Source organism: Streptomyces sp. NPDC001204, from assembly GCF_053598035.1.
Window position 1 is genome coordinate 24,375 of record NZ_JBSFJL010000019.1, and the last position, 24,391, is coordinate 48,765.

Here is a 24,391-nt window from a genome sequence, read left to right on the forward strand (position 1 = left end):
GGTGAACCTGAGGGTTGCCCTCTCGGTACAGCCGGAACTGATCATCGGCGGCCCTGACCCGGGGCCGCCTAAGACACTGTCCCGGCACATGGCATACCTCATCAAGGAATGATCCTGGCGCGGGCCGTGCGCTGTGCGAGGGCCCTTTGTGTGGTGTTTGGGCCGGGCTCGGAGGAAGGAGGTTCAGGTGCTGAGCAGCCGGTTGAAGAAGGAGCGGTAGCGCCGCAGAGCCCTGCGCAGTTCCTCCGTGTCCACCTGCGCACCTTGCCCCCACTGGTCCTCCAGACTCCCCTTGTGTTCAGCAAACGTGGTGGCCAGGGTCTGTATGACGTCTGCGACGAGGGCGTCGGCGTCGTGCACGGCCTCGCGGGGGTCATCCACGAACTTGTTCTGGATCTCTTGCCAGCGGCCGCGGAAGCCCTGGTCCTCCTCCTTTGTCAGGAGCTGCGGAGCCTCGTCGTCCGAGGTGTCCGGCGAGCCCGCGGGGCTCGTGGTGGCGGTTTCAGCGTCGGAGCGACCGGCTACGGACCGGTCCCCGCCGGCCTCGTCGGCCCGGCTCCGCGTCCCGGACGTCACGTCGGTGCCCTCACCCGGGTAGATCGGGACTCGCGGGGAGGCCTCTTCCGTTTCTCCCGGCGTCCCGGTGGTGGCGCCCGTCCCGGTGGCAGCGCCGGAGGGCTGCGCGAGATCCTCGGTGGTCAGGCCGCCGGTGGTGCGGTCCGTGGGGTTTTTGCGGTGCATGGCGTTCCTAGCAAAGTCGGGGGCGGTGTCAGGGACGGGCGGGCTGGGCCCGGCCACCGTCGGAGAGCAACTCGTCGAACACTGTGCGGTAGTGGATCATGGCACTGCGCAGTTGCTCGGTCGTCGCCTGGCTGCGCTGGCTGAGGGACTCCACCTCGTGTGCGGCACGGTAGTGCTCGAGGGTGCGCCCGTGCTCCACCGAGAGGTCCTTCATCTGCTGATCGAAGCCCTCGGTCGGGTAGCCGCGGTCGTGCATCAGGGAGGTCACCAGCCGGTCCGCGTCGTGGACCGCGTCCTGCGGCCGGTCCACGAACTCGTCCTGAACGCTGCTCCACTCTCGTGTGTATCGATCACGCGAGACCGAGGGCAGCGGTTTGATGTCCAGCGAATCGTGCCGCCTCTCGCGTTCCCTGAGTTCACGCTCGGCGGCGAGCCGGCTGTCGGATCCTTCGACGGTCCGTTCGTATTCCGGGCCGAAGCGTTCTTGGAGGTGACGACGTCGCGTTATGAGTGAGACCGCCACAGCGGCCAGGGCGAGCACCACCACGATCGGAATGATGATCGCCAGAAGGGTTCCCGTGGACATGGGGACAGGCTCCTCGTGGGAGTAGCGATGTGCACTGTTCGCGTTCCCAATTGCCTGCTGTTGACCCTCTCCATGGCGAGCGATTGTCAGGCGACCGGCGTCACGTGCGTCCGGCGCGGCTTCGTGCTGTCAACGGGGAAGCGGGGCGGCGGCCCGAGTCGGCTCCCGCTGGTCCGCGCGGTCGCCCGCAGGGAGTGGGCTGGCTCTGTGGTCCGACGGCATCGGAACCGCTCGTGGTCGGAGGCCGGATCCTGGCTCCTCCGTACGCCTTCCGATGGTCAGGGTCACTGTGGCGGGGGCTGAGTGCTCGGACAGCGTGCATGTCACGCCGGAGGTGCTGAGGAACGGAGCGGTGGCCAGGTGCCGGCCAATGGTGTCAATCACCGACCGGTGCCTTCGGTTGTGAGCTCGCCCGGTTCCTTCGGGCGAACGAGGTGACCGTGGTCGACGTCGCCGCCCTGACCGAAAGGCCCTCGGATCAACCCGGACGGGGCCCTCGTCGGTGAAGCAGGAATCCCAGCGGGCGACGGCTGGAATCTCCCGCCTTTAGGTCAAGGCCGTGAAGTTATGGGCTGATGGGTGCTGTCAGCAGGATGTCGATGCTGATGGTGGCTTCGTAGGTGCGTCGGTCGATGCGCAGGCTCTTGTAGGCGTAGCGGGACAGCGGGCGTTTGACGGCTCGGGGGCTGACGCGTAGGCGCCGGGTGGGCATGAGGTGGTTCAGGGCCGCGCGCCCGATGGTGCCGACGAGGTCGATGGTGGTGTCGGCGATTACGCCTGCGGCCTGGATGACCTGGTCACGGGCGGTGTGGAGAGCAACGCTGAAGCTGGCCCGGTCCGGGTCGGCCCCGGGGACGGGTGCTGGTGGCGTCGGCGATGGCGATCCTTATCACCTGGTAGACGGTCAGTAGGGCGTAGATCTCTTGGGCGATGCCTGGCAGAGTGCGGGAGCGCAGCACACGGCGGCCGAGCGTCGACTGCTTGACTGCAAATAAGGCGGACTCCACTTCCCATCTCTCGTGATACAGCCTGACCAGCTCGAAGGCCGGGTAACGCCGGTGGTCGAGCAGGGTGGTGGCCAAGCGATAGAAGCCGCTGTGCCGCCCGGCGGTGGTGACGATGGTGATCTCGCATTCGATGATGCGGACCTGAACCGTGCCGATCTCGGACAGGAAGGAGCTGTCGTCGAAGCGGCGCAGGACCGGCGGCTTGCGCACTGCGGAGAGCCGGGCCAGGAAGTCGGCACCGGTGCCGGCCGCAGCTTGAAGGAAGGTGTTGGTGGCAAATCCCCGGTCCAGCAGCACGACCATGCCCTGGTGCGTCGAGCGCAGCAGGCGGCGTCCCAGGACGGGCTCGCCGGGTTTGCGGGGGCCGAAGACCGCGTCGATGACCGCGCGGGTGCCGCAGGCCACCGAAGTGACCAGCAGGACCTGCGGATAGCCGGAGGCGGCGGTGTACTGGTTGCCCCCCTTGCCCAGCCGGGCCAGCACGTCCGCATCGTCGGCGACGTCCAGGTAGGTGCCGTCGATGGCAACCACCAGCACAGGTGGGCGCACGCCCCGGGGGCCGGTGTGCCTCAGTGCGCCTGGCTGTCACTCGCCCTGATCCCTGCTAGCTTCCGATTGATTGTCACTGGCCAGGCCCCTGGGGGGCCTGGCCAGTCCGTTCTGCTCAAGGGGGAGCAATCGGATGACGTCCATCCTCATCTTCGTCGCCGGAGTGGCGCTGCTGATCTACAGTGCCGAGAAGCTGATCACCTACCTGGTCGGCGCCGCGCGCGGCCTGGCGATCTCGCTGTTCTTGTTGGCCATTGTGTTCACCGGGATCGAGTTCGACGACCTCGCCTTCGGTGTGGTGCTCAACGTTGAGGGACTGGAAGACGTCGCGCTCGGCGTCGTCTTTGGAACCGTCATCTCGCTGTCGGGCCTGGTGCTCGCGATTGCTGCCCTCGTCGCGCCCTGCCGGGTGGAGATCCCGAAGGACTACATCGCCTTGTTCGCGATCGCTCCTTTGATCCTGATCGGGCCGGCACTGTTCGGCGAGCTGGGGACCGTCTTCGCGATTGTTCTCGTCCTGCTGTTCCTGCTGTTCGTCGCCTACATCGCCTATCGCGAGTCCCGTCGGGCGGTGCCGACGTTCAGGAGCGCGGAAGTACTCGAAGCGGTGGACAGTCCCGAACTCGTCGGCGTCGCCGCCGGAACGGCCGGGGGCCCAGGTGGTGGCACCGGGGATCGGGACCATGGCTCCGGTGGCCTCTACGAGACCGGCCAGGTCGGCGCGACGAAGTCGGCCAGCCGGCCGGGGTGGATGCTGCTCGGGCTGGCGATCCTCGCGCTGACCGGAATCGTCGTCGGCGCCTGGACCATGACGAAGGGAACCGAGGGCATCGTGGAGAACTTCGCGATCAGCGGCACTGTCTTCGGTGCGACGATCGCGACGCTGGTGCTTTCCCTGGAGGACATCTTCCTGACCGCGGAGCCGGCCCGGCGAGGCGCGCCCGCGATCGGTGTCGGCAACGTCATCGGCAGCGTCGTGTTCTCGGTGACTGCGAAGGTGGGCATCATCGCCCTGGCCGGCGGCGCGCTCGTGATCACCCCGGAGATCTTCAGCTGGCACCTGCCGGCCCTGGTGGTGATCAACGGGTTCGCCGCATACGCACTGCTCACCGGGCACCTCAGGCGCTGGCACGGCGTGGTGCTGCTGGTGGCCTACATCGCCTACTGGGCCATCAGCTTCTCCGTGTTCGGGCTGGTTCCCGTGGACGATGCCCCGGGCTCCGACGACGCGCGGCGACCGGGCATCGAGGCGCCGGCGGTCCCGGGTGCGCCCGCGCCCGACAACGACGACGCGGATCTGGCATCTGCCCGCCCCCTATCACTCGGTTGGCAATAGGTGCGTGACTCGCAATCGCTGACAGTGTAGGCAAGGTGACGTTCCGTGCCCGCCCCGATCGGGTGACGGCACTTCGCAGATGCACCCGGGTGCCACCGCTGGCCCTGCCCCTGGACCGGCCCCGCCCGGACGAACCACCTGGAGATCTCCGAGATGACCACTTCCGTGCAGCTCGACCGGATCGAGAAGCGCTTCGAGAGCTGGGACGTGAACGGCGACGGCCGCATCGACCAGTCCGACTGCGACGCCGAGTCCAAGCGCATCCTGCAGGCCTTCGGCGAAAATCCCGGCTCCCCGAAGGGCCGTGCGCTGAGCAACGCCTACCTGGGCATGTGGAACTTCTTCGCCGACAAGGCCGGGATCGACAAGGAGAACGGCCGGCTGACCCCCGAGCAGTTCAACGACATCGTTAAGGAACACGTCCTGGAGAATGGCGGCGCAGACTTCGGGAAGGTCATCAAACCGACCATCCAGGCCATGATCGAGTTGGCGGACGTGGACGATGACGACCAGATCAGCCCGACCGAGTTCAAGACCTGGCTGGACGCCATGGGGGTCGAGAACATCGACCCGGCCGACGCATTCCGCCAGATGCACGCCAACGGCGACCAGCTCTCCGTCGACGAGCTGGTTCAGGCCGTCCGCGCCTACCACCTGGGTGAGATCGACGTGCCACCGCTGGGGCGCTGAGCTGAACCGGAAGATGCCGAACACCAGATGGCCCGGAGAGCGGGGAAGGTCCCACCCCGCTCTCCGGGCCACGGTGTGTTCCGTAGCCGTCTTTGACGATCGGGCCTCATCCCTATCAGGTCGATCATCGTGGGCTTTCGGCACTGGAAGTCGGCAGTGAAGCGGCGTGGAAGTGGTCGCTGAAGCCGGGCGATCTCCACCGCGTCCTGGGGATGGTGATCGAGGTCGGGAGTGCGTGATATCAGAGCCGTGGCCCCTGGCGGCGGTGCGCTCATCCGGCGTCGCGCGCCGGCTCCGTCAACTGTCGCCATGTCCGCACCAGTTGGCTGAACTCCTTGACCTGGACGAGTACGTGGTCGCGGGCGGCGTTCTCCGCCGTCTCGGCGTCGCCACGGGTGATGGCGTCGGCGATCTCGCGGTGCTCGGCCAGGGAGCGGCGCATGCGGTCCGGGACGCGCAGCTGCAGTCGCCGGTACGGCTGCAGGGCTCGCTTGAGCGCGTGGGCCTGCAGCCGCAGGTACTCGTTGCCACAGGAGTCGTAGACGATGCCGTGGAACCGGGCATTGGCGTAATAGTAGCGGTCCGCGTCGCCGGCCGCCGCATGGCTCTCGCACTCCTGCAGGGCGCGTTCGAGGTCGTCCAGCGCCTCCCGGTCGATCCGGCGGGCGGAGAGCCGCGCCGCCATCCCCTCCAGCTCGGCCATGACCTCGAAGCGCTCGGCCAGCTCGGAGACGCTCAGCTCGGTGACGTACGTGCCCTGCTTGGGGCGGATCTGTACGAGTCCGGAGCGCTCCAGGGCCTGGAGGGCTTCCCGGATCGGCGTGCGAGAGCAGCCGAACTCCTGCTCGAGCCGCGCAGGATCCAGACGCTCGCCGGGACGGTAGTGACCGTCGACGACAGCGTTCTCGAGTGCGTCGCGAACGCGCTGGGATTCCGGGACCCGGGCCATGTGCACCTCCGAGCGATCAGGTTATCCGGGGGTGCAGGGGTGGTGCACGCGCCTCGATGTGTCCTACGGTAGCGCTGTTATATATATCGCCCGTGGTCATGGATTTAAAGCCGGGGGCGACACCAGAGGCAAGCGAGACCAGCGGCGTACGGAAGGTGCGGACATGGAACGTCACGACGGCTGGCTGCTGACCGACCTGTTCCAGGCTCTCGGGCGGCGGCGTGGCACGGATCCGGCGGCCGGAGAGCCTCTGGACTCCCCACTGGACCAGCTGCTCGCCGCCTGCGAAGTCCTGATGAGCGACGTGGGCGAAGCCTCGATGCGCGCGGTCGCGGCCAGGGCTCTCGCCGCCTACGACGAGCTCGACGACGACGGCAGGCGGGCCTTCTTCAGCCACATCACCCAGACCTACGACGCCGACGCCGATCAGGTCCGTGCCGCCTACCGCCGCTGGGAGGACGCCCGCAGCGCCGGGTCCCGGGGCGAGGAGGAGCTGGTCCGCCTCTTCGACGTGGTCGAGCCGGCCCGCCAGCAGTTGCTCCGCCGGATGAACCACGCACCGGACGCCACGCTCGCCCTGGTCGAGATGCGCGCGGACCTGCGCCGGCTGACGCACCGGCACCCCGAGCTGCGGCCCCTCGACCATGACTTCCACCACCTGCTCACCTCGTGGTTCAACCGAGGCTTTCTCCGCATGGCGGAGGTCACCGGGGACGCACCGAAGGAGCTGCACCAGCACCTGATGCAGGGCGAGAAGGTCCACCCGATGCAGAGCAGTGCCGAGCTCCGCCGTCGCTTGGAGCCGGAGGACCGTGCCGTCTATGCGTTCTTCCATCCGGCCACCGGAGAGGTACCGCTGATCTTCGTGGAGGTCGCTCTGGTGCGCGGCCTGCCGGACCGTATCGCTCCGCTGCTGGAGCCCGGCCCGGCGCTCAGCCCTTCGGACGCGGACACGGCGGCGCTCTACTCGATCAACAACGCGCTGGACGGCCTGGCCGGAGTCTCCTTCGGCAGCTTCCTCATCAAGCAGGTCATCGAGCAGGTGGGTGGGCAACTGCCCCATCTGACGCAGTTCGTCACGCTCTCACCCCTCCCCGGATTCCGGCGCTGGCTCGGTGAGCAGGCCGGACGGGACGCCGAGCTGAGGCTGCTCGTCCGTGAGCTGGACGCCCTGGAGGGGCCGGCGGACCTTGGCGCGGCGGACGCCGAACGGATCCGTGCCCGGCTCCTTCCCGCCCTGGCCCGGTACATCGCGGTCGAGCGGCGCGAGGACGGACGCCCCCTCGATCCGGTCGCCCGCTTCCACCTGGGTAACGGAGCCGCCGCCTGGCAGCTGAACTGGCCGGCGAACAGCTCGGCCGAAGCCTGGCGGCAGTCGTACGGCGCGATGATCAACTACCGCTACGAGCCGGGGCAGCTGGAGCGCCGGCACGAGGACTTCGTCCGCCGCGGCGCCGTCGCCCTCGGCGGACCGCTGCGCGACGCCTTCCCCGAGGCCGCCGAGGTGCCCCGTGCCAGGGACGCCTCCACCGCCTCTACCGCCTCAAACGATCGATGAGAGAGGAACACCCCTGATGGCACCACCCTTCACCACCATCTGCCGGTCCTTCGCCGAGCAGGTGGAGCGGCAGCCGGACAAGGCGCTCTTCGAGCTGCCCGACGGTCGGCGGATCACCTACCGCGAGACGGCGCGGACTGTGGGGCGGATCGCCGCCCGGCTCGTCGCCGACGGTGTCACCCCCGGTGACCGGGTCGCCATGCAGGTGGACAAATCCCCGGAGGCCATCGCGCTGTATCTGGCGACGCTGCAGATCGGCGGCGTCTTCCTGCCGCTCAACACCGCGTACACCGGTGCGGAGATGGAGTACTTCATCGGCGACGCCGAGCCGCGCGTGCTGGTCTGCTCCCCGGAGCGGCGGGCCGACCACGCGCACCGCGAAGGGGAGGACCTCGTCGTCGAGACCCTCGGCACCAAGGGCGACGGCACCCTGCTGGAGGGCGACGGCCGCCATGACGAGGTCGTCGACGCGTCGGCCGACGACCCGGCGGCGATCCTCTACACCTCCGGCACCACCGGACGCTCCAAGGGCGCGGTGCTGACCCACGGCAATCTCGCCTCCAACTGCCAGGTGCTGCTGGAAGCCTGGCAGTTCACCGACCAGGACCGGCTGATCCACGCCCTGCCGATCTTCCACGTCCACGGGCTCTTCGTCGCCGCGAACATGACGCTGGCGGCCGGTGCCTCCATGTACTACGTGCCGAAGTTCGACGTGGAGACGGTCGTGGATCTGCTGCCCCGGGCCACGGTGCTCATGGGCGTGCCCACCTTCTACACCCGGATGGTGAAGCACGACCGGCTCACCCCGGAGACCTGCGCTTCGATGCGGCTGTTCGTCTCCGGCTCGGCCCCGCTGCTCGCGAGCGACCACGAGGCCTTCGAGGCCCGTACGGGCCACGCCATCCTGGAGCGCTACGGGATGACCGAGACCGGTATGAACACCACCAACCCGTACGAGGGCGGCCCGCGCAAGCCCGGCACCGTCGGCAAGCCCCTGCCCGGCACGGAGATCCGGGTGGTGGACGGCGAGTCCGGACAGGCGCTGCCCGACGGCGAGGTCGGCAGCATCGAGGTCCGTGGCCCCAACGTCTTCAGCGGGTACTGGCAACTGCCCGACAAGACGGCGGCCGAGTTCCGTGCGGACGGCTTCTTCATCACCGGTGACCTGGGCCGCATCGACGAGGACGGCTATCTGTGCATCGTCGGCCGGGGCAAGGACCTGGTGATCTCCGGCGGCTACAACATCTACCCGAAGGAGATCGAGGAACTGCTCGACGCCCACCCCACGGTGCTGGAGTCCGCCGTGATCGGTGTCCCGCATCCGGACTTCGGGGAGACGGTCGTGGCTGTCGTCGTCCCGGCGCCGGGCCAGGAGCCCCGGGAGAGCGAACTGCTGAAGTTCATCGCCGGCGACCTCGCCCGGTTCAAGCACCCGCGCGCCGTGCGCGTCGAGGAGGCGCTGCCGCGCAACGTGATGGGGAAGGTGCAGAAGGCCGAGCTGCGCAAGCGTTATCAGGACCTGTTCGTGGACTCGAACGCCTGATCCGCAGCGGGTCTGACAGGAGCGGACACGAAGTGAAGGGCCGTCATGGAGACGGCCCTTCACTTCGTGTCCGCGGCTCACCGAAACGGTGAAAGCCGGACCCCGTAGGGGAGTTGAGAGCGCGATGAACTGCCGGGCGGCGCGCGGCCCGACACCGCGCGCCGCCCGGCGGCCCGTCAGTTGGCCTCGGCCGGGACCGGGGCGAGGGAGCGGGACCGTACGATGAGCTGGGCGACGGCCGTGACCACCAGGTTCGGGATGAGGGCGATGAGCCCGGTGTCGAACGTGCCGACGTCCACGCCTCCGAAGGTGAGCCAGACCAGGACGCCGACACCGGTCAGGATGCCGAGCAGCGCGGGCACCGCGTCCAGACGGACCTTCTTCGCCAGGCCCATGACGATCGCCGGGGCGAGCTGGGTGAGGCCTCCGTAGGTGAGCAGCAGCAGGTCGGACAGGAGCCCGGGCCTGGTCAGGCCGAGTACGAGGGCGAGGCCGGCGGCCGCGACGACGCACAGGTGGTTGGTGCGCAGCTGCGCGCGTTCGTTGCGGACGCTGAGCAGGTTGCGGGACAGCAGGCTGGAGATGCCCACGACGATGGCCGCGGACGGCACCATCGCCGCCGAGGCCGCGGCGACCGCGACGATGCCGACGAGCCAGCCGGGCAGGGTCTGGCCCGCGAGGGTCAAGGCGACGGCGTTCGCGGGGGAGCCCGGCTTCACCAGCAGGATTCCGGCGAACCCGACGATCACGGGGATGCCGAGTGCGATCTGGTAGAGCGGCAGCCAGACCGCGTTCTTGCGCAGCGCGCGCCCGCTGCCGGCGGCGAGGACCGGCGGCCACAGATGGGCCATGGTGCCGAGTCCGCCACCGATGCCGGAGATGATGACGGCGGTGACGAAGAACGTGGCGTCGTAACCTTCCTGATGGAACGTCAGGAAGTTCGGGTGGCTGTCCCGCACGGTCTCGAACAGGCCGCCGATGCCGCCGTTCACGGACAGTGCCACGCCGACGATCAGCACCACGAGCCCGACGATCATCAGGGCGTCCTTGAGGTAGGCGACGCGCGCGATGCCGCGGATGCCGGACCACAGGACGAAGGCGACGGTGAGGACGGTGGCGAGCACCATGCTCAGGTTGCCGCCCGTACGGCTGCCGGTGGCGAGCTGCACGATCAGCCCGAGCCCGGTGATCTGGAGCTGGAGGTACGGCAGCAGGAAGACGGCGCCGACGACGGCGACGACCTTGCCGAGCAGGGGACTGCGGAAGCGGTCGGCGAAGAAGTCGGCCTGTGTCAAGTAGCCGCCCTTGCGGCCCAGTTCACGCATGCGGGGCGCGGTGAAGTACTGCAGGATGAAGTTGATCGCGAGATAGCACAGCGCGAAGGCCGCGGCGACGCCGCCGCCGAAGGCGATGCCGGCGAGACCGAGGAAGCTGAAGGTCGTGAAGGACTCGCCCGCCTGCAGGAACCAGGTGGTGAAGGTGGAGAACTTGCGCTTCCCCACGGTCCATTCGCCGAATTCCCCGCGGCTCGGCCGGCGCCCGCTCATGCCGACGACGGCGATGGTCACGATGCCGACCAGGGTGATGGCCATGGTGGTGTTCACGCGGCGACCTCCTCGTACGCGTCGCGCGTCACGTCGTCCTCGTCGTCTTCGTCGTCCTCATCGGCGTGGTGAGCGAAGTGCTCGACGAGCGCGAGCGAAGCCGTCGTACCAACCGTCCACAGCAGGCACCAGGCGAGGACGGAGGGAATGCCGAACCAGAGGTGCGGGCCGTTGACGAAAGGCAGGAACGGTGTACTGAGGAAAGCCACTACGGGCACGACGGCCCAGAGGACGTGCGGTTTTCTCATCGGGGCTCCATACGGCTACGGGAGGGAGGGGCGACGGCGTCCGTGCCCGGTGGCGGCCTCGTAGGCGGCACCGGTCTCGAGCACGGTCCTCTCGGCGCGGGGCGGGCCCACGATCTGGAGGCCGACGGGAAGGCCGGCTGGAGTGAAGCCGGCGGGGACGGAGAGGGCGGGTGAGCCCAGAACGGTGACGAAGTACGCGGAGCGCATCCAGTCGAGGTAGGTGCGCTGCGGCTCCCCTTCGATGTCGGTGGGGTACTCCGACTCGATGGCGAACGGGGTGACCTGGCTGACCGGGGCGATCAGCACGTCGTACCGCTCGAAGAAGGCGGTGGCGGCGAGGTGGATACGGGCGTGACCGGTGGTGGCACGGACGAGGTCGGCGCCGGTCAGGCGCCGCCCCTCCTCGATGTTCCAGACGAGGCTGGACTTCAGGGACGCGCGGTCGCTGTCGAGCAGCGCGCCGAGACCGAGGTTGAACTCGTGGGCGCGCAGCGTGCGGAACACGTCCTCGGCGCCGTCCAGGTCGGGGCAGTCCTCGACGACGACGCAGCCGAGGTCCTCGAAGACCTTGGCCTGGCGCTCGAAGACGTCGCGCACGTCGCGGTCGACGGGGACCCGGCCGCCGAGGTCGGGGGCGAACGCGACGCGCAGCCCGGCGGTGTTCCGCCCGAGCGGCGCGCGGAAGCCGGCGCCCGGCTCGTCGAGGGAGATCGGGACGCGCGGGTCGGGCCCGGCCATGACGGACAGCAGCAGCGCGGTGTCGGCGACGGTGCGACCCATGGGCCCGGCGACGCCGAGGGTGTCCCAGAGGTTGCCGGAGGGGTGCGAGGGGACGCGGCCGGGGGTGGGGCGCAGGCCGACGACGTTGCAGAAGGACGCCGGGTTGCGCAGCGAGCCGCCCATGTCGCTGCCGTCGGCGAGCGGCTGGAACCCGGCGGCGAGCGCGGCCGCGGCCCCGCCGCTGCTGCCGCCTGCGGACCGCGTCATGTCGTACGGGTTCCGGGTCGCGCCGAAGACGGGGTTGAAGGTGTGCGAGCCGGCCGCGAACTCGGGGACGTTGGTCTTGCCGATGCGGATGGCGCCCGCGCCCTGGATGCGCTGCACGAGGAGCTCGTCCTCGTGCGGGACGTGCTCGGCGAAGAGCGGCGAGCCGTGCGTGGTGCGCATGCCGCGGGTGAGGTGGGTGTCCTTGAAGGCGATGGGCAGGCCGTGCAGCGGGCCGAGCTCCTCGCCGCGTGCCTGCCGCTCGTCGGCGGCAGCGGCAGCGGCCAGCGCGCCCTCGGAGTCGAGGGTGACGATCGCGTTGACGGCGGGGTTGTGACGCTCGATGCGGTCGAGGTGGGCCTGGACGACCTCGCGGGCCGAGAGTTCCCCACGGCGGATGCGGGCCGCGAGGTCGACGGCGTCAAGCACGCAGATCTCGTCCCGGCCGGGGACGGCGGGGCCGGATGCGGCGGGTTCGACGGATTCGACGAGGCTGGGGGCGACGGGGCCGGGAGCAACGGGCATGGCAGTCCTAGGGCAGCAGGCACGGTGGGCGTCGCCGCGGTGATGCTGATCCGGCCGGTGGCCGAGGCGCGACGCGTGTGGTGCACCACACTGAAGCTACTGACCCTTTCAGTCAATAGGTTGGCTGTGATGAAGTTTTAAGACGTTGGACCGTCGATGGTGAAGATTTCAGTCGCGGTACGAAGGGATGCGGCCGGTGCCCGGGAACTCGACACCACTGCGCTTGAAGGACTCGACGACCAGATGGGACTGCACGGCCTCCACGTGCCGCACCCACGGCGAGGCCGTGAGGAACGCGTGCAGCGCGGCCTTCGACGGCTGCGTCACGTCGACCAGGAGCTGATGCTCACCCATCACGACGGCCGCGTACCGCACGAGCGGCGACTCGACGAGCAGCCGGCCCACCTTCTCGACCTCGTCGGGCCTGACCTTGATCCACAGCAGCGCCTCGACCGGCAGGCCGAGCAGCGCGGGCTCGACGGCGGCCCGGATGCTCACGAGGCCTTCCCGCGTCAGCGTCTCCACGCGGCGCCGCGCGGTCGCCACGGACACCCCGGCGACGGCCGCCAGGTCCTCGTGCGTGCGCCGCCCGTCCTCGGCGAGCGCCCCCAGGATCGCCAGCTCCTCCGGCCCGACCTCGATGTCCGGGAGCGCGAGCCCGTCGACGATCCCGGACGGCCCTCCGAGCGCCTCGACCTCCCCGGCGTCCAGGATCCCGGGCGACCACTCGTGCACCGTGCGGAAATACCGCAGAACCGGTGACACGCTCTGCGAGACGAGCCCCGGCAGCGCGGGTACCTCGTCGAGCATCAGCGGCGCCAACCGGCCCGGCGGACACTGCAGTTCGGCCACGCAGTCGACCGGCCCGGCGAGCGCGTACGAGAAGATGCAGTCAGCGCGCCGGGCCGCCGCCACGGCCGCGTCCCGCACGGCGCCCGGCCGGCACGTCATCCGCAGGATCACGGTCTCCCCCCGCACGACAAGCCCGCGCACGGCGACGTCCCCGCTCTCCAGCAACCGCAACCCGCGCCGCGCCACCTTCCGCTCGGGCTCCCCGAGGGCCCCAGCGATCCGCCGCCACGAGGCCCGCCCATCGATCTGCAGAGCGGCGACGATCCGCCGGTCGAGCCCGTCGAGAGGGCCACTGGGCGCGCCACCGTGCGCGCCGGCGGGCACGCTCGGATGCGTGGAGGGATGCGCGGGCGGGGCTGCGGGGGCGGTCGAGGTGGCCGGCGTGGCCGGTACTGGGTACGTCACGGGAACGACCCTAACTCCGGGCAACCCCCTACCCAGGGGCGTCTGGCGCTGCGGCTCGGCCAAGCCTCGATCCACCGACGTGGTTTGAAGGTGATCTTCTGGGGGTGTTCGGCGTCGGTCCCGGGGTGGTGGCTGAGTGACCGAGCGGGAGAGGAGATCCCGCGCTGTATCAGGCGGTGGATCGAAGACAGGGGCAAGGGCCCGTCGGCGCGGCGGTTCGCCCACGCCGTCGGGATGCGCAGTACCGCGTCGGTCGCCCATCACCTGGCCGACCTGGAGCGGTCCGGCGCGCTGGTACGAGACGGCCGCGGCTGGAATACCTGCAGTCTGGGCTCCAGGCGAGGGTGCTGCCGGGGTCCTGGACGGGCCGCTATACGGGCCGGAATGGACCGGCCTGCTTGTCGTCGAGCTGGCGTTTCGATGGCTGAATGGCGGGTCAGGTTTCGTTGCGGGGTGGCGATGTCCTGACTCGGAGGGCGGGGTCGTTGCGCAGTCGTAGGAAGGTGACGAGCAGGGTGAGTGCCTGCAGCAGGGCGCATGCTCCGATGAGGCTGTTCAGGTAGGGCGGCGGGGTGAGGGCGAGCAGGATGCCTGCGAGGGGAAAGGGCAGCAGCAGGAGCAGGATGGTCAGGGAGAGGGTGGTGCCGAAGGCCGCGGGTGGGATGACCTGCGAGCGGAGGGTGCGCAGGACGATGGTGAGTCCTCCGTCGGCGGCCATGAAGAGAGCTATGAGGGTCACGTAGCCGGTGTAGGAGGGGGCCTGGGGCACGGCGAGGCAGGCGGCTGCTGCGATGGTTGCGCTGATGGCGCCGACCCCCCACAGGCCGAGCCGGTCAAGGCCGGCGCGGCAGCAGGCGACTGCGACCAGGGTGGCGGCCGCGGCGATGGACCAGAGCGCGCCGACGGCGGCCGCGGAGTGGCCGAAGCGGTCCTCCACGAGGATGGGGCTGGCCGATTGCACCAGACCGAGCATGAGGTTGGAGCAGGCCAGTCCGGCCACCAGTCGGCGCAGGGACGGCAGGGAGCGCAGGGTCTGCCATCCTTCCCGCAGACCACCGCCCGGCGCCGGTCCGCCACGGCGTGCGGCGCGCAGGGGAGTGGGCGGGGTCTGCAGGGCGAGTGCGGCGGAGGCGAAGGACAGCACGCTCAGACACGCGAGCATGCGCGTCGGGCCGGTGAGCATCAGGACGCCGCCCAGCGCGGGGCCTATGAGGGTGGCCGTCTGGTCGATGCCGATCAGCGCCGACTGCACTTTGTGGGACTGTCCTTGGGTTTGCCGGCTCACGACGGCGCCGACCGCTTCGTTGGCGATGAAGCTGAACTGTGTCAGGGCCCCGGTCACAGCGGCCAGTGCCATGACGGTGACGGTCTCGGCCGTACCCGGCGGCAGGACGATCAGCACGGCAGCGGCGCCTGCCACCAGCAGGGCGCGGGCGAGTGAGGCGATGAAGCAGACGATGGCCGCGCCGCTGCGGTCGACCAGGGTGCCGGCGATGCCGAACGCGGCTACCCGGGGTATCCATTCCAGTGCGAAGGCCAGGCCTGTGAGGGAGGCGGAGCCGGTGGTGGCCAGCACGACGAGCGGCATGGCATAGGTCGCCATGGAGTAGGCGAGGGCGTCGCAGGCGCGGGGTGTGTAGACGCGCCGGAACAGGCTGCCCGCGGGGAGGGCAGCGTGTCGGCCGGCCGGCTGGACCTCATGGGAGGAGACGGTCACGAAGTGGGGGTCTTTCGTTGAGTGGGGGAGGGGACGGCCAAGGTGTTGCCGGCCGCTCACGCGGAGGAGAACGCCACATTCGCCGAAGCCATGGGCATGACATAACGCTGCACGTGAACTCCACTCGAAACGCTGCGAGATGAACAGGGGGCGGGCCCGCCACGGGGATGAACGGGCCCGCCTCTGTCTTGGTGCCACCCGCGCAACTCCCCCGGGACTGCAGGCGGCGTGACCCGCTCAGGGGTCACTGTGTTCAGCGCGTTCCAGGTCCTGCGTGTCACAGGTGGCGGCCTGACCTTACAAGATCACCAAGCCTTTGAGCTCGAGTCGCCGTGTGCCTGGTGCTCGCGGGCGATCGGCTGGATGTGTGACGTCAGGGACTCTCGGTGCGCTGTAAGCGTGGGACCTACCTCCCACGGGTGCCTGCTTCCCTCAGTGCGGGCTCATGCTCCACAGGGGCCGGCGGATGCCGCAGACCGCATCACCCCGCCCTGGGCCGCCCGAGCGAAGCCGGGAGGCCGAAGTACGATTCTCGTTCGATTGACCGTACGGCTCTGGAAGGACGGGCCTTGAGCGCCCAACTAAGAGACACCGCAGCGCAGTTGGCAGACAAGCTCTGGCGTCAGCACACCGTGTACCGGGACCGGGCCGGGGGTGTGGTCATCCGGGGAGAGCACGTGCAGCGCTGGATCAGTCTCGCCCCCTCGGGTCGCAAGGACGAAATCCTGCTCCGTGCGGGCCGTATCCTCGACGGCGGCACCACCGCTCCGGCGCGTTCGGAGACTGTCGTCCCGCTCGGCGCCGGCACTGGCGAACTCGCCACGGCCTGCCGCCGCCTGCTCGCCGAGACCGCCGCCGACGCCGCACCGCCCGCCCCGGCGGCTCCCGGCCGCGCCAAGCGGTCCGAGAAGCCGAAACGGCCCCGGCGGAAAGGAAGACGGATGAGCCTCGCCTCCTGGACAGTCCTCGCCTGCGTGGTCGGCGTCGTCGCCCTGTACGCCTACAGCACTGCGACGACAGGCACGCGCTGAGCAAAGCCCGCGGACCCTGGGGAGCTCGGAACGCCATCGCTGCCATTCAGGCCGCGCCGCGTATCGGCACTCAAACGCGGACGGCTCGATCAAGCACGTCGGTCCGATCAAGTACGTTGCGCCGGTGACCGTACGCGGTGGACCGCTGGCGAGCCGTTCCCTGGACGGGGCGGGTGCGCTTGTCACGGCACCACGGTAAACAGCCGGGCCCGGACCTCCCACCGAGGACCGGGCCCGTGGCGTGACCGGCGCCCACGGCTCCGTCATTGGTGACTGCGCCTTCGTCCACGGCGGTGCGCCCTGCGCCGGCAGTACCTCGCACACAGCCCAGAACCATCAGCCCGAACACCGTCAGCGCCGGCAGTTTGCAGACGATCTCGCGGGACGTACCAGCGAGGCCAACGGGCACAGGGAGTAGGCGCTTCACAGAAGTCGGACCAGGACCCTCTGGCTTGCAGGAGTCGCCTCGGACCGCTGCTTCACGTTCGGCTCTTGCTGCCGTGAGTGCGGCTCTTGACCCTCACGTGGCGTCAGGCTGCATAGTCGGTGCCGTGGAGGACCACTGGACTGTGGGACGCGTGGCCGAGCTGGCCGGCGTGAGCGTCCGCACGCTGCATCACTATGACGAGATCGGGCTCGTTCGGCCGTCGGCGCGGACTGCGGCCGGGTACCGGGCCTATTCGTCGGGCGACGTGGAGCGGCTGCGGGAGGTTCTGGGCTATCGGCGGTTGGGCTTCGGGCTGCGGGAGGTGGCGGAACTGGTCGGCGACCCGTCCACCGACGCGGTCGCGCACCTGCGCCGGCTGCGCGGCCTGCTGCTGGAGCGGCGTGATCGCGCTGACGCCATGGTGGCGGCCATCGACAGGGAACTCGAGGCGCGGGCGAAGGGCCTGAAGGTGACACCGGAGGAGCAACTGGAGATGCTCGGTGCACGGCTGTACGACGCGATCGGCGGCGCCTACACCGCGACACGGCGTACCGAGCCGCGGATCGCCGCGCAGATCTGGGACGCGCTCGGGGACGCGCAGACGGTACTGAACGTCGGGGCCGGCACCGGCTCCTACGAGCCTGCTGATCGCGACGTGACCGCGGTGGAACCATCGGCGGTCATGCGAGGGCAGCGGCCTGCCGGCTCGGCGCCGTGAGTGGCCGCCGCCGCGGAGAGCCTGCCCTTCGAGGATCAGTCCTTCGATGCCGCGATGGCCGTCTCCACTGTTCACCACTGGGGGGACCCGAAAGCGGGGCTGCGCGAGATGCGGCGCGTGGCCCGCCGCGTGGTGGTGCTCACGTTCGACACCGACGAGCCCGGATGGCAGGACCGGTTCTGGCTTACCCGCGACTACCTGCCCGAGTTCGCCGTCCTCGCAGAGTTTCCCTCACTTGCCGGGATGGCCGACGCGATCGGCGCCCACGCTGAGCCGGTGCCCATTCCGTGGGACTGCGCTGACGGCCTGTTCGAGGCGTACTGGCGCCGACCAGGGGCGTATCTGGAGGATCACGTGCGCCGTGCGATGTCGGTGTGGACGAGGGTCGGGCCGGAGGCCGAGCAGCGGGCGGTGCGAAGCCTCAGCGACGACATCGACTCCGGTCGGTGGACCGAGCGCAACAGCCACCTCGCCGACCTCGACGCGGCAGATCTCGGCCTCCGCCTGCTCATAGCTTGAACCGCGTCGCAGGTTCAGTGTCATAGCCGCTCCTGGATGGCCCGCTGCTTCGGCTGGTTGTCAGGCGGCTCCTCCCATGTGGTGCCCGGTCAGCTGGCCTGGGCTTGTTCGGTTGGGCCTTGGTGTGGGCGAGGCGGTAGGGCTCGGTGCCGGTCTGGATGATGGGCCGTTGAAGGTCAGCTGGTCCTCGCGCTCCGTCAGAACCCGAAACAGCAGCTCAGCACCCCTGCGGTCAAGCTCCATGCAACTCAAACGGGCTTTCTTCCTCTCCGCGTTCGCCGCCCCGGGCGACCCGGCCTTCCGGGCCTACCATTTCCTTCGCGCCTGTATACGGGGGTCGGATGTACGCGTGCGACACCATGAACGGCGTCGCATCACCCGCCCCCGGACCGATCGTGGCGTTCGGCCAGAGCATCGAGGCGGGCGAGCCGGCCATTGATCTCGATCTGTCCCATGTTTGTCGCGTCCAAATATGGGCGCGGGGGCGGGAGGATTCGCGGGAACGTCACGAGGAGGCGGTGTAGCGAGAAACACGGGGCGCCAACGAGGGCTTCGAGGAGTATGCGGTCGTATTCACTCCCGCAGGGGAGCAGGAGACGCCCGTGCCGAGCGGCGAGGTCGGGCTGCGGGAGCGGTTCGCCAGGCAGCGAGCCGAGGAGGATGAGATCGCTTGAGATACTTCCCGGACTCGTCGTCGATCCATGCGGTCGACCCGAAGTCCGACGGTCCTCTAGACATTCAGATGTGTCTCGCGTCGTTAATCACTTGCCTGGTACGACCTCACCGGTAAGGATCAGCGGGTGCTTACAGCTGCGCCGGACGGGCGCGCGGGAATCAACGCCGACCTGGTGAAGCGGTTGATCACCGATCAGTTCCCTCAGTGGAGCCGTCTGCCCGTGGTCCCGGTGGCTGTGGATGGCTGGGACAACCGCACATACCGCCTCGGTGACGACATGACGGTCCGCCTGCCCACCGCAGCCGGCTACGCCCCTGCGGTCGACAAGGAATGCGACTGGCTGCCTCGCCTGGCCCCCGCGCTGCCGGTGGCTGTCCCCACGGTCCTGGCCAAGGGAGCCCCTGGCGCGGGATACCCCTACCCCTGGTCCGTGCGCGGCTGGCTGCCCGGCGAGACGGCTTCTCCCGAACGCATCGACGACATGACCCAGTTCGCCACCAGCGTCGCCGGGTTCATCCTCGCCCTTCAGCGCTGTGACTCCAAGGGCGGTCCTCTCGCCGGCGCGCACAGCGGGTATCGCGGCGCGTCACCCGCCCACTATGACGACGAGACGCGTCGCTGCATCACCGCCCTGAGCGGCCGGATCGACACCGTGAGGGCCACCGAGGTCTGGCAAGCGGCACTCGAGGCCCAATGGCGTGGAACGCCGGTATGGTTCCACGGCGACCTCGGCGGCAACAACCTGCTTGTCACCGACGGCAAGCTGTCGGCCGTCATCGACTTCGGTACCTCGGGCATCGGCGACCCCGCCTGCGATCTCGTGATCGCTTGGACGATGCTCCGCGAGGAAGGCCGCGAGGCATTCCGCCACACAGTTGGCCAGGATGACGGCACCTGGGCCAGGGCCAGGGGCTGGGCGCTGTGGAAGTCCCTGCTGACGTTGACCGAGTGCTCCGATCCCAGGGACGGGCGAGTCGCCTTCCATCTCGATGTGATCGACGCGGTGCTGGCCGACCACGAACGCTTCGCGTAGCCGGACCGGCGCCGGCGCACTCTCCCACCGCCCAACGCCACTCACCAACAGGTCACTTCGTGTCTCATGACCAAAGAAGTCGCCACCCATTCCGGCAACAGAGTTCGATCAGGCAACGGGGCGAACGTTGCCTGATGCGGCACTAGTTCAGCCAGACGGCCGAGCGCGTGAGCAACAGCCGTTCCGGGATGCGGGCGAAGGTCTGGGGAGTCTACGCAGAGGGCCTGATCACGTGGTTCCCCAACCGGTTCGGCCCCCGCCGCTTCAGCAACGGTGGAACCGCCGGCTCGACGTACTGGGCGGGGACCCGCTGGGCGACCCCCACCGCCCCACCGAGGCCCGGATCGAACTGGTCACCTGCAACGCTCCTCAGCAATTCCCGGTGGTCCGGAAGACTCTGGGCTACGCGCAAGTCGGCCGGACGGGATTCAACCGGGCGGCCGGTCCGGCGGTTCGTGGCTGCGAGAATGGCCGGGTCAGCCATTCGGCGTACGGCGGCGGGCGCGCGGGGCGCGGCTGCGCGTACGCCTACGACAAGTGGGAAGCCCTCAGCTCATGACCGCCCAGTGCAGGCCCGGCAAGCGCACGTCCTCCGTCCACGAGCTCAAAGTCTGGTTTGGGGGGACGAAACCGCCGATGTGGCGACGCCTTGAGATGTCCTCGGATGTTTCGCTGGGCTCGCCGTATGACGTGCTCCAAGTGGCGTTCGGCCGGCAGGGCGCACATCTGCATGCCTTCGAGGACCGCTCGGGCGGGCGATACGCCCCGCCGGGCGACTTCGGCGTTGCTGCCTTCGACGAGGAGAAGGCCGCTCTCGCGGACTTCCTGCCGCGCACCGGCGACCGCATGGACCATATCTACGACTTCGGCGACGACTGGTTGCACCGGATCATGGTGGAGGAGGTACGCCCCGCCGTGAAGGGCGAGGGGAGTTCGCGCTGTGCACGGGCGGGCGGCGCGCCATGCCCGCCGCCGAGGACCTCGGCGGCGTGTGGGGCCCGGCCGAACTGCTGCAGCGATACGAGGCAGGGGAGCGCCCGCGCCCCACGGTCGTCCGGCACGGCGGCGAGGAGTGGGACGTAGGCGACTACCTGACCGGCGGTCTGGAGGGGTTGCCCGAGGGGTCGGCCTGGCAGTTGGTGTCGGCACTCCTCGCCGAGCGGTACGACGGCACCGCCGCAACGGTGGAGCTGTTCGGGGCCGCCGAGTGGGAAGACGACCGGACTTTGACAGACGCCGCCCTCACTCTGCTTCTCGACGGCGGTGGGCGCGACGCGCTGCCGGTGAGCCGCTTGCGGCGCACCCCGCTGGGCCGCTCCGGCCTGCGTACGTTGCTGGCGGGAGCGGGCATCCCGGCGCCGGTGATCGGGTCGCTCGCCGGGGCGGACGCCCGCGAGCTGCTGGCCGCGCTCCCCTCGTATGGGGGCGAGGCGGATGCGGCGGCGGAGGCGGGGGGACGCTCCGCGGCGGTGCAGGTGGTGGACGCCTGCGACGGCACGGAGCCGGCTGACGCGCTGCGCCGCCTTGAGGCCCCGCGGGTGCCGGCGACCGTGCCTACCGCATCGGCCAGGACCGCCCTGTCCAGATCCACCGCCTCACCACCCAGGGCACCGTCGAGGACAGGGTCGCCCGCCTGCTCGGTGCCAAGCGCGCCCTCGCGGACCAGGTCATCGCCTCCGGTGAGGCCGCCCTGACCGAACTCTCCGACGCAGACCTCGCCGAACTCGTCGCACTCTCCAAGGAGTTCGAGGAATGACCCCCGCCCGCAAGGCACCCCGTAGCGGCAGCCGCGCCTTCGCCGCCACCTGGTGGGGGCAGGCCTGGGTGGACGCCCTGGAGGCCTCCACCCTCGATTCCGGCCGCCTCTCCCGCGGCCGCACCTACGCCCGCAAGGGCATGGTCGGCACGGTCACCGTCACCCCCGGTGTGCTGCGCGCCGAGGTCGAGGGCAGCGCCCCCTGGCCGTACGACGCCGCGGTGCACCTGCGCGTCCTCACCGACGCCCAGTGGGACACCCTCCTCGACGCCATCGCCGCCCAAGTCGGCCGCACCGCCGCCCTCCTCGACGGCGAGATGCCCACCGACCTCGTCGACGATGCCCGCACCGCCGGCATCCCCCTGCTGCCCGAGCCGAGCGAACTCGACCCCGAGTGCTCCTGCCCCGACTGGGGCTACCCCTGCAAGCACGCCGCCGCCCTGTGCTACGCCACCGCCGCCCACCTCGATGACGACCCCTTCTGGCTCTTCACCCTCCGCGGCCGCACCAAGGACACCGTCCTGAGCGCGTTGCGCACCCGCCGCCAGATGCTCACCGGCACCGCGTCCACGACCGCCGACGCACCCCGCGGCGAGGGTGTGCCCGCCCGCGACGCTTTCGCCGCCTGGAACGGCACCTTCACCCCGCCCACCCCCGAGACGGCCGGTACCGCGCCCGGCGAAACCGACACCGTCCTTACCCCGCTCACCACGGCGCCCGCACCTGGCACCCCCTTCACCCTCGACGACCTCGAAGCGCTGACCCGCGACACCGCCCAGCGCGCCCGCAGCCTCGCCGCCGGGCACACCGCCTCGCTCACCAGTGCCCCCGTCGAGGACGCGGTACGCCTCGCCGCGACAGGCATCAGCGAGGACTGGTTCCACCAACTCGTGCGCGCCACAGGCCTGGCCCCGCGCGACTTCGCCCGCCTCGTCCGCGCCCAGCGCCACGGCGGCCCGGCCGGCGTCGCCGTAGCCCGCGCGCCCCTCGCCCCCGACCCCGCCGCCATGGCCGCCGCCCGCACCGCCCTCTTGGAACCCGACAGCGCACGCGCTACCTCCCCGACCAGGTTGCCCTCGCCATCGAAGTCGTCTCAGACGAGTCCGCCGACCGCGACCGGTCGCTGAAGCCGTTCAAGTACGCGCAGGCGGGTATTCCGCACTACTGGCGTATCGAGGAGGAAAACGGCCTGCCCGTCATCCACACGTACGAGTTGGACCACACCACCCGCGCCTACGTCGCCACCGGTATCAGTCGCGACCGCATGAAGTCAGCAGTCCCTTTCGGCATCGACATCGACTTGCCCCGTCTCGTCCGCTGATCGGACGCAGGCGACCTGCTCGCCAAGATGGATGGCCGGGTCGTGGCGGGTCACAACCCGTCGCAGTCGGCTCTCCTCCAGGACGATCTTGCCCCTGGATGCGGGCGCGAGCGCCGAACGTCTCCAAGCGTCCGGCGGCTTTCTGGGCGGCGGGGCAGGTGAGATCCGCGTGTTCCTTGCGGCCATCGGAAACTCCTTGCGCACTTGCAGACGGCGTTCGCGGGCTCTTTCGGCAAGCGGGCCAAGTACCCGCGGTTCAAGTCGCGTAAGAAGTCGCGCAGGAGCGCGGCGTACACCACCAGCGGGTTCCGGTTCCGGGACGGGCAGTTGACGCTGGCGAAGATGGACCGGCCGCTGGACATCGTCTGGTCCCGGCCCCTGCCTGAGGGCGCATTCCCGTCCACGGTGACCGTATCCCGGGACAGCGCGGGGCGCTGGTTCGTGTCGATGCTGTGCGAGGACCCGGCGTGCGCCCGCTGCCAGCTGCGGACGCGGCGGTCGGGATCGACGTGGGACTGGACCACCTGCTGACCCTCTCGACCGGTGAGAAGATCGCCAACCCGAGGCACGCGGTCGACCGCTTCTTCCCGTCCTCCAGGCTGTGCTCCGCCTGCGGTGTCCTCGCCGAGAGCATGCCGCTGAGCGTCCGTACCTGGACGTGTGTCTGCGGGACGACCCATGACCGGGACGTGAACGCGGCGAAGAACCTCCTGGCCGCCGGGCTGGCGGCGTCGGTCTGTGGAGCCGGTGTAAGACCTCAACGGAGAAGTCCGGACGGGCAGTCGGCGACGAAGCAGAGAACCTCACAGCGCGAGCCGTGAGAATCCCCCTCCTTCAGGAGGGGGAGAAGTCAAGGGAGCGTTGTCAGGCCGGGGCTGCGCCGAGCAGTGCGGAGGTCCGCCCGGCTGCCTCGCGGACCTGCGTGACGAGGGTGTCGAAGTCCACTGCGGTGTCGCGCAGGTAGCTCACACCTACGGCGCCTTGGCAGCCTGCCGGGTTGAAGACCGGTGCTGCGACGCAGGTGACTCCTGGTGTGATCTGTCCGTTGTCGGCGGCGAAGCCGCGTTGGCGGATCTCGGTCAGCTCCGCGGTGAGCTGCTGGAGCGGATTCGCCATGCCGGTGTCGTCCGGCGCGGTCAGTTCGATGTGTTCGGGCAGACGTTCTTCGGCCAGCCAGGCGAGGCAGGCCTTGCCGACGGCGGTCAGGTGGGACGGAAGGCGCGCGCCGACAGAGCTTGCCAGACGGATCCCGAGGCCGGGTGGGTCTTGCTTGCACAGGTAGACGGCGTCGGTGCGATCGAGGATCGCGTAGTGCGAGGTGACCCCGAGTGCGCGGGTGAGCCGGCTCAGCTCAGGGGTCACGATGCCGGTGACGCCGACGCGGCGGAGGTGGGCGGAGCCGACCTCGAATGCCTTCAGGCCGATGGTGTAGGTGGCCGGTTTGGGCAGCGACACGAAGGACTCGTTCGCCATGTCGCGCAGGATGCCGAAGGCCGTGCTCTTGGGTATGTCGAGCTTTTCGGCGATCTCGGTCAGCGTCATCGCCTCGTCTGCGTGGGCCAGTAGGTCGAGGATGCGCATGGCGCGGACGACGGATGTACTCACGTTCCTCCTCC

20 protein-coding genes and 4 pseudogenes are annotated in these 24,391 nt (G+C 69.7%); 13 read left to right on the forward strand and 11 right to left on the reverse strand.

Going from position 1 to position 24,391, the window contains the following annotated elements; all coding sequences use genetic code 11:
* Positions 1-183: 183 nt before the first annotated feature.
* The 3 genes from ACWC91_RS24480 to ACWC91_RS24490 all read right to left on the reverse strand — a co-directional run bounded on the left by ACWC91_RS24480 (position 184) and on the right by ACWC91_RS24490 (position 2,865).
* Positions 184-741, reverse strand: coding sequence for a hypothetical protein (locus ACWC91_RS24480; RefSeq protein ID WP_450644090.1), 558 nt, complete (start codon positions 739-741; stop codon positions 184-186).
* Positions 742-769: 28 nt separating this feature from the next.
* Complete coding sequence (locus tag ACWC91_RS24485) at positions 770-1,327, reverse strand: hypothetical protein (RefSeq protein WP_376505771.1); 558 nt, start codon at positions 1,325-1,327, stop codon at positions 770-772.
* Positions 1,328-2,124: 797 nt separating this feature from the next.
* Positions 2,125-2,865: a transposase gene (locus ACWC91_RS24490; protein ID WP_450644092.1), complete on the reverse strand. Its 741-nt coding sequence runs from the start codon at positions 2,863-2,865 to the stop codon at positions 2,125-2,127.
* 151 nt (positions 2,866-3,016) lie between these two features.
* Between ACWC91_RS24490 and ACWC91_RS24495 the strand changes: the two genes are divergently transcribed.
* The gene (locus ACWC91_RS24495) at positions 3,017-4,219 is read left to right on the forward strand and encodes a sodium:calcium antiporter (protein WP_281157200.1); all 1,203 of its coding nucleotides are present in this window, start codon (positions 3,017-3,019) and stop codon (positions 4,217-4,219) included.
* 153 nt (positions 4,220-4,372) lie between these two features.
* On the forward strand, positions 4,373-4,909 hold the full coding sequence (locus tag ACWC91_RS24500; RefSeq protein ID WP_225080751.1) for an EF-hand domain-containing protein: 537 nt from the start codon (positions 4,373-4,375) through the stop codon (positions 4,907-4,909).
* Positions 4,910-5,180: 271 nt separating this feature from the next.
* On the opposite strand, the gene ACWC91_RS24505 is transcribed toward ACWC91_RS24500, so the two are convergent.
* Positions 5,181-5,858 carry a GntR family transcriptional regulator gene (locus ACWC91_RS24505; protein ID WP_225080752.1) on the reverse strand — a complete coding sequence of 226 codons (678 nt, stop codon included), beginning with the start codon at positions 5,856-5,858 and terminating at the stop codon, positions 5,181-5,183.
* Positions 5,859-6,021: 163 nt separating this feature from the next.
* Here ACWC91_RS24505 and ACWC91_RS24510 point away from each other — a divergent pair, with 163 nt between their 5' ends.
* Positions 6,022-7,416 (forward strand): malonyl-CoA decarboxylase domain-containing protein, encoded by a 1,395-nt coding sequence (locus ACWC91_RS24510; RefSeq protein ID WP_376505776.1) that lies wholly within the window; start codon positions 6,022-6,024, stop codon positions 7,414-7,416.
* 16 nt (positions 7,417-7,432) lie between these two features.
* Positions 7,433-8,959, forward strand: a complete 1,527-nt coding sequence (locus ACWC91_RS24515) for a malonate--CoA ligase (protein ID WP_450644095.1) — start codon at positions 7,433-7,435, stop codon at positions 8,957-8,959.
* A gap of 176 nt (positions 8,960-9,135) precedes the next feature.
* On the opposite strand, the gene ACWC91_RS24520 is transcribed toward ACWC91_RS24515, so the two are convergent.
* From ACWC91_RS24520 to ACWC91_RS24535, 4 genes are all read right to left on the reverse strand, one after another.
* The gene (locus ACWC91_RS24520; RefSeq protein ID WP_450644230.1) at positions 9,136-10,563 is read right to left on the reverse strand and encodes a sodium:solute symporter family protein; all 1,428 of its coding nucleotides are present in this window, start codon (positions 10,561-10,563) and stop codon (positions 9,136-9,138) included.
* Positions 10,560-10,811 carry a hypothetical protein gene (locus ACWC91_RS24525; protein WP_141365569.1) on the reverse strand — a complete coding sequence of 84 codons (252 nt, stop codon included), beginning with the start codon at positions 10,809-10,811 and terminating at the stop codon, positions 10,560-10,562. Before ACWC91_RS24525 ends, ACWC91_RS24520 begins: the two co-directional genes overlap by 4 nt.
* Before the next feature lie 15 nt (positions 10,812-10,826).
* Positions 10,827-12,320: an amidase gene (locus tag ACWC91_RS24530; protein ID WP_450644232.1), complete on the reverse strand. Its 1,494-nt coding sequence runs from the start codon at positions 12,318-12,320 to the stop codon at positions 10,827-10,829.
* Between the two features lie 168 nt (positions 12,321-12,488).
* Positions 12,489-13,577 carry an Lrp/AsnC family transcriptional regulator gene (locus ACWC91_RS24535; protein ID WP_450644234.1) on the reverse strand — a complete coding sequence of 363 codons (1,089 nt, stop codon included), beginning with the start codon at positions 13,575-13,577 and terminating at the stop codon, positions 12,489-12,491.
* Between ACWC91_RS24535 and ACWC91_RS24540 the strand changes: the two genes are divergently transcribed.
* Complete coding sequence (locus ACWC91_RS24540; protein ID WP_450644236.1) at positions 13,515-14,045, forward strand: LexA family protein; 531 nt, start codon at positions 13,515-13,517, stop codon at positions 14,043-14,045. The genes ACWC91_RS24535 and ACWC91_RS24540 overlap by 63 nt on opposite strands.
* Here the strand turns inward: ACWC91_RS24540 and ACWC91_RS24545 are convergent.
* Positions 14,014-15,294, reverse strand: coding sequence for an MFS transporter (locus tag ACWC91_RS24545; protein ID WP_450644238.1), 1,281 nt, complete (start codon positions 15,292-15,294; stop codon positions 14,014-14,016). The two genes, ACWC91_RS24540 and ACWC91_RS24545, sit on opposite strands and share 32 nt — an antisense overlap.
* Before the next feature lie 602 nt (positions 15,295-15,896).
* Here ACWC91_RS24545 and ACWC91_RS24550 point away from each other — a divergent pair.
* Together ACWC91_RS24550 and ACWC91_RS24555 are read left to right on the forward strand one after the other, a co-directional pair.
* Complete coding sequence (locus ACWC91_RS24550; protein WP_225080760.1) at positions 15,897-16,325, forward strand: hypothetical protein; 429 nt, start codon at positions 15,897-15,899, stop codon at positions 16,323-16,325.
* A gap of 569 nt (positions 16,326-16,894) precedes the next feature.
* Positions 16,895-17,989, forward strand: a pseudogene (locus ACWC91_RS24555) (MerR family transcriptional regulator).
* Positions 17,990-18,101: 112 nt separating this feature from the next.
* On the opposite strand, the pseudogene ACWC91_RS24560 reads toward ACWC91_RS24555, so the two are convergent.
* A pseudogene (locus ACWC91_RS24560) lies at positions 18,102-18,241 on the reverse strand (IS21-like element helper ATPase IstB); the annotation flags it as partial.
* 548 nt (positions 18,242-18,789) lie between these two features.
* Here ACWC91_RS24560 and ACWC91_RS24565 point away from each other — a divergent pair.
* From ACWC91_RS24565 to ACWC91_RS24590, 6 genes and pseudogenes are all read left to right on the forward strand, one after another.
* Positions 18,790-19,698, forward strand: coding sequence for an aminoglycoside phosphotransferase family protein (locus ACWC91_RS24565; protein ID WP_225080761.1), 909 nt, complete (start codon positions 18,790-18,792; stop codon positions 19,696-19,698).
* A gap of 654 nt (positions 19,699-20,352) precedes the next feature.
* Complete coding sequence (locus ACWC91_RS24570) at positions 20,353-20,781, forward strand: plasmid pRiA4b ORF-3 family protein (protein WP_450644241.1); 429 nt, start codon at positions 20,353-20,355, stop codon at positions 20,779-20,781.
* Positions 20,782-21,238: 457 nt separating this feature from the next.
* Positions 21,239-21,454, forward strand: a pseudogene (locus tag ACWC91_RS24575) (hypothetical protein); the annotation flags it as partial.
* On the forward strand, positions 21,451-22,581 hold the full coding sequence (locus ACWC91_RS24580; RefSeq protein ID WP_450726036.1) for an SWIM zinc finger family protein: 1,131 nt from the start codon (positions 21,451-21,453) through the stop codon (positions 22,579-22,581). The pseudogene ACWC91_RS24575 and the gene ACWC91_RS24580, both read left to right, overlap by 4 nt.
* A complete protein-coding gene (locus ACWC91_RS24585; RefSeq protein ID WP_225080774.1) occupies positions 22,536-22,775 on the forward strand; it encodes a Uma2 family endonuclease in 240 nt (79 codons plus the stop codon). Before ACWC91_RS24580 ends, ACWC91_RS24585 begins: the two co-directional genes overlap by 46 nt.
* A 186-nt stretch (positions 22,776-22,961) precedes the next feature.
* Positions 22,962-23,596: pseudogene (locus tag ACWC91_RS24590) on the forward strand (RNA-guided endonuclease InsQ/TnpB family protein); the annotation flags it as partial.
* Between the two features lie 43 nt (positions 23,597-23,639).
* Here ACWC91_RS24590 and ACWC91_RS24595 read toward each other — a convergent pair.
* Positions 23,640-24,380, reverse strand: coding sequence for an IclR family transcriptional regulator (locus tag ACWC91_RS24595; protein ID WP_225080764.1), 741 nt, complete (start codon positions 24,378-24,380; stop codon positions 23,640-23,642).
* Between the last annotated feature and the right edge of the window lie 11 nt (positions 24,381-24,391).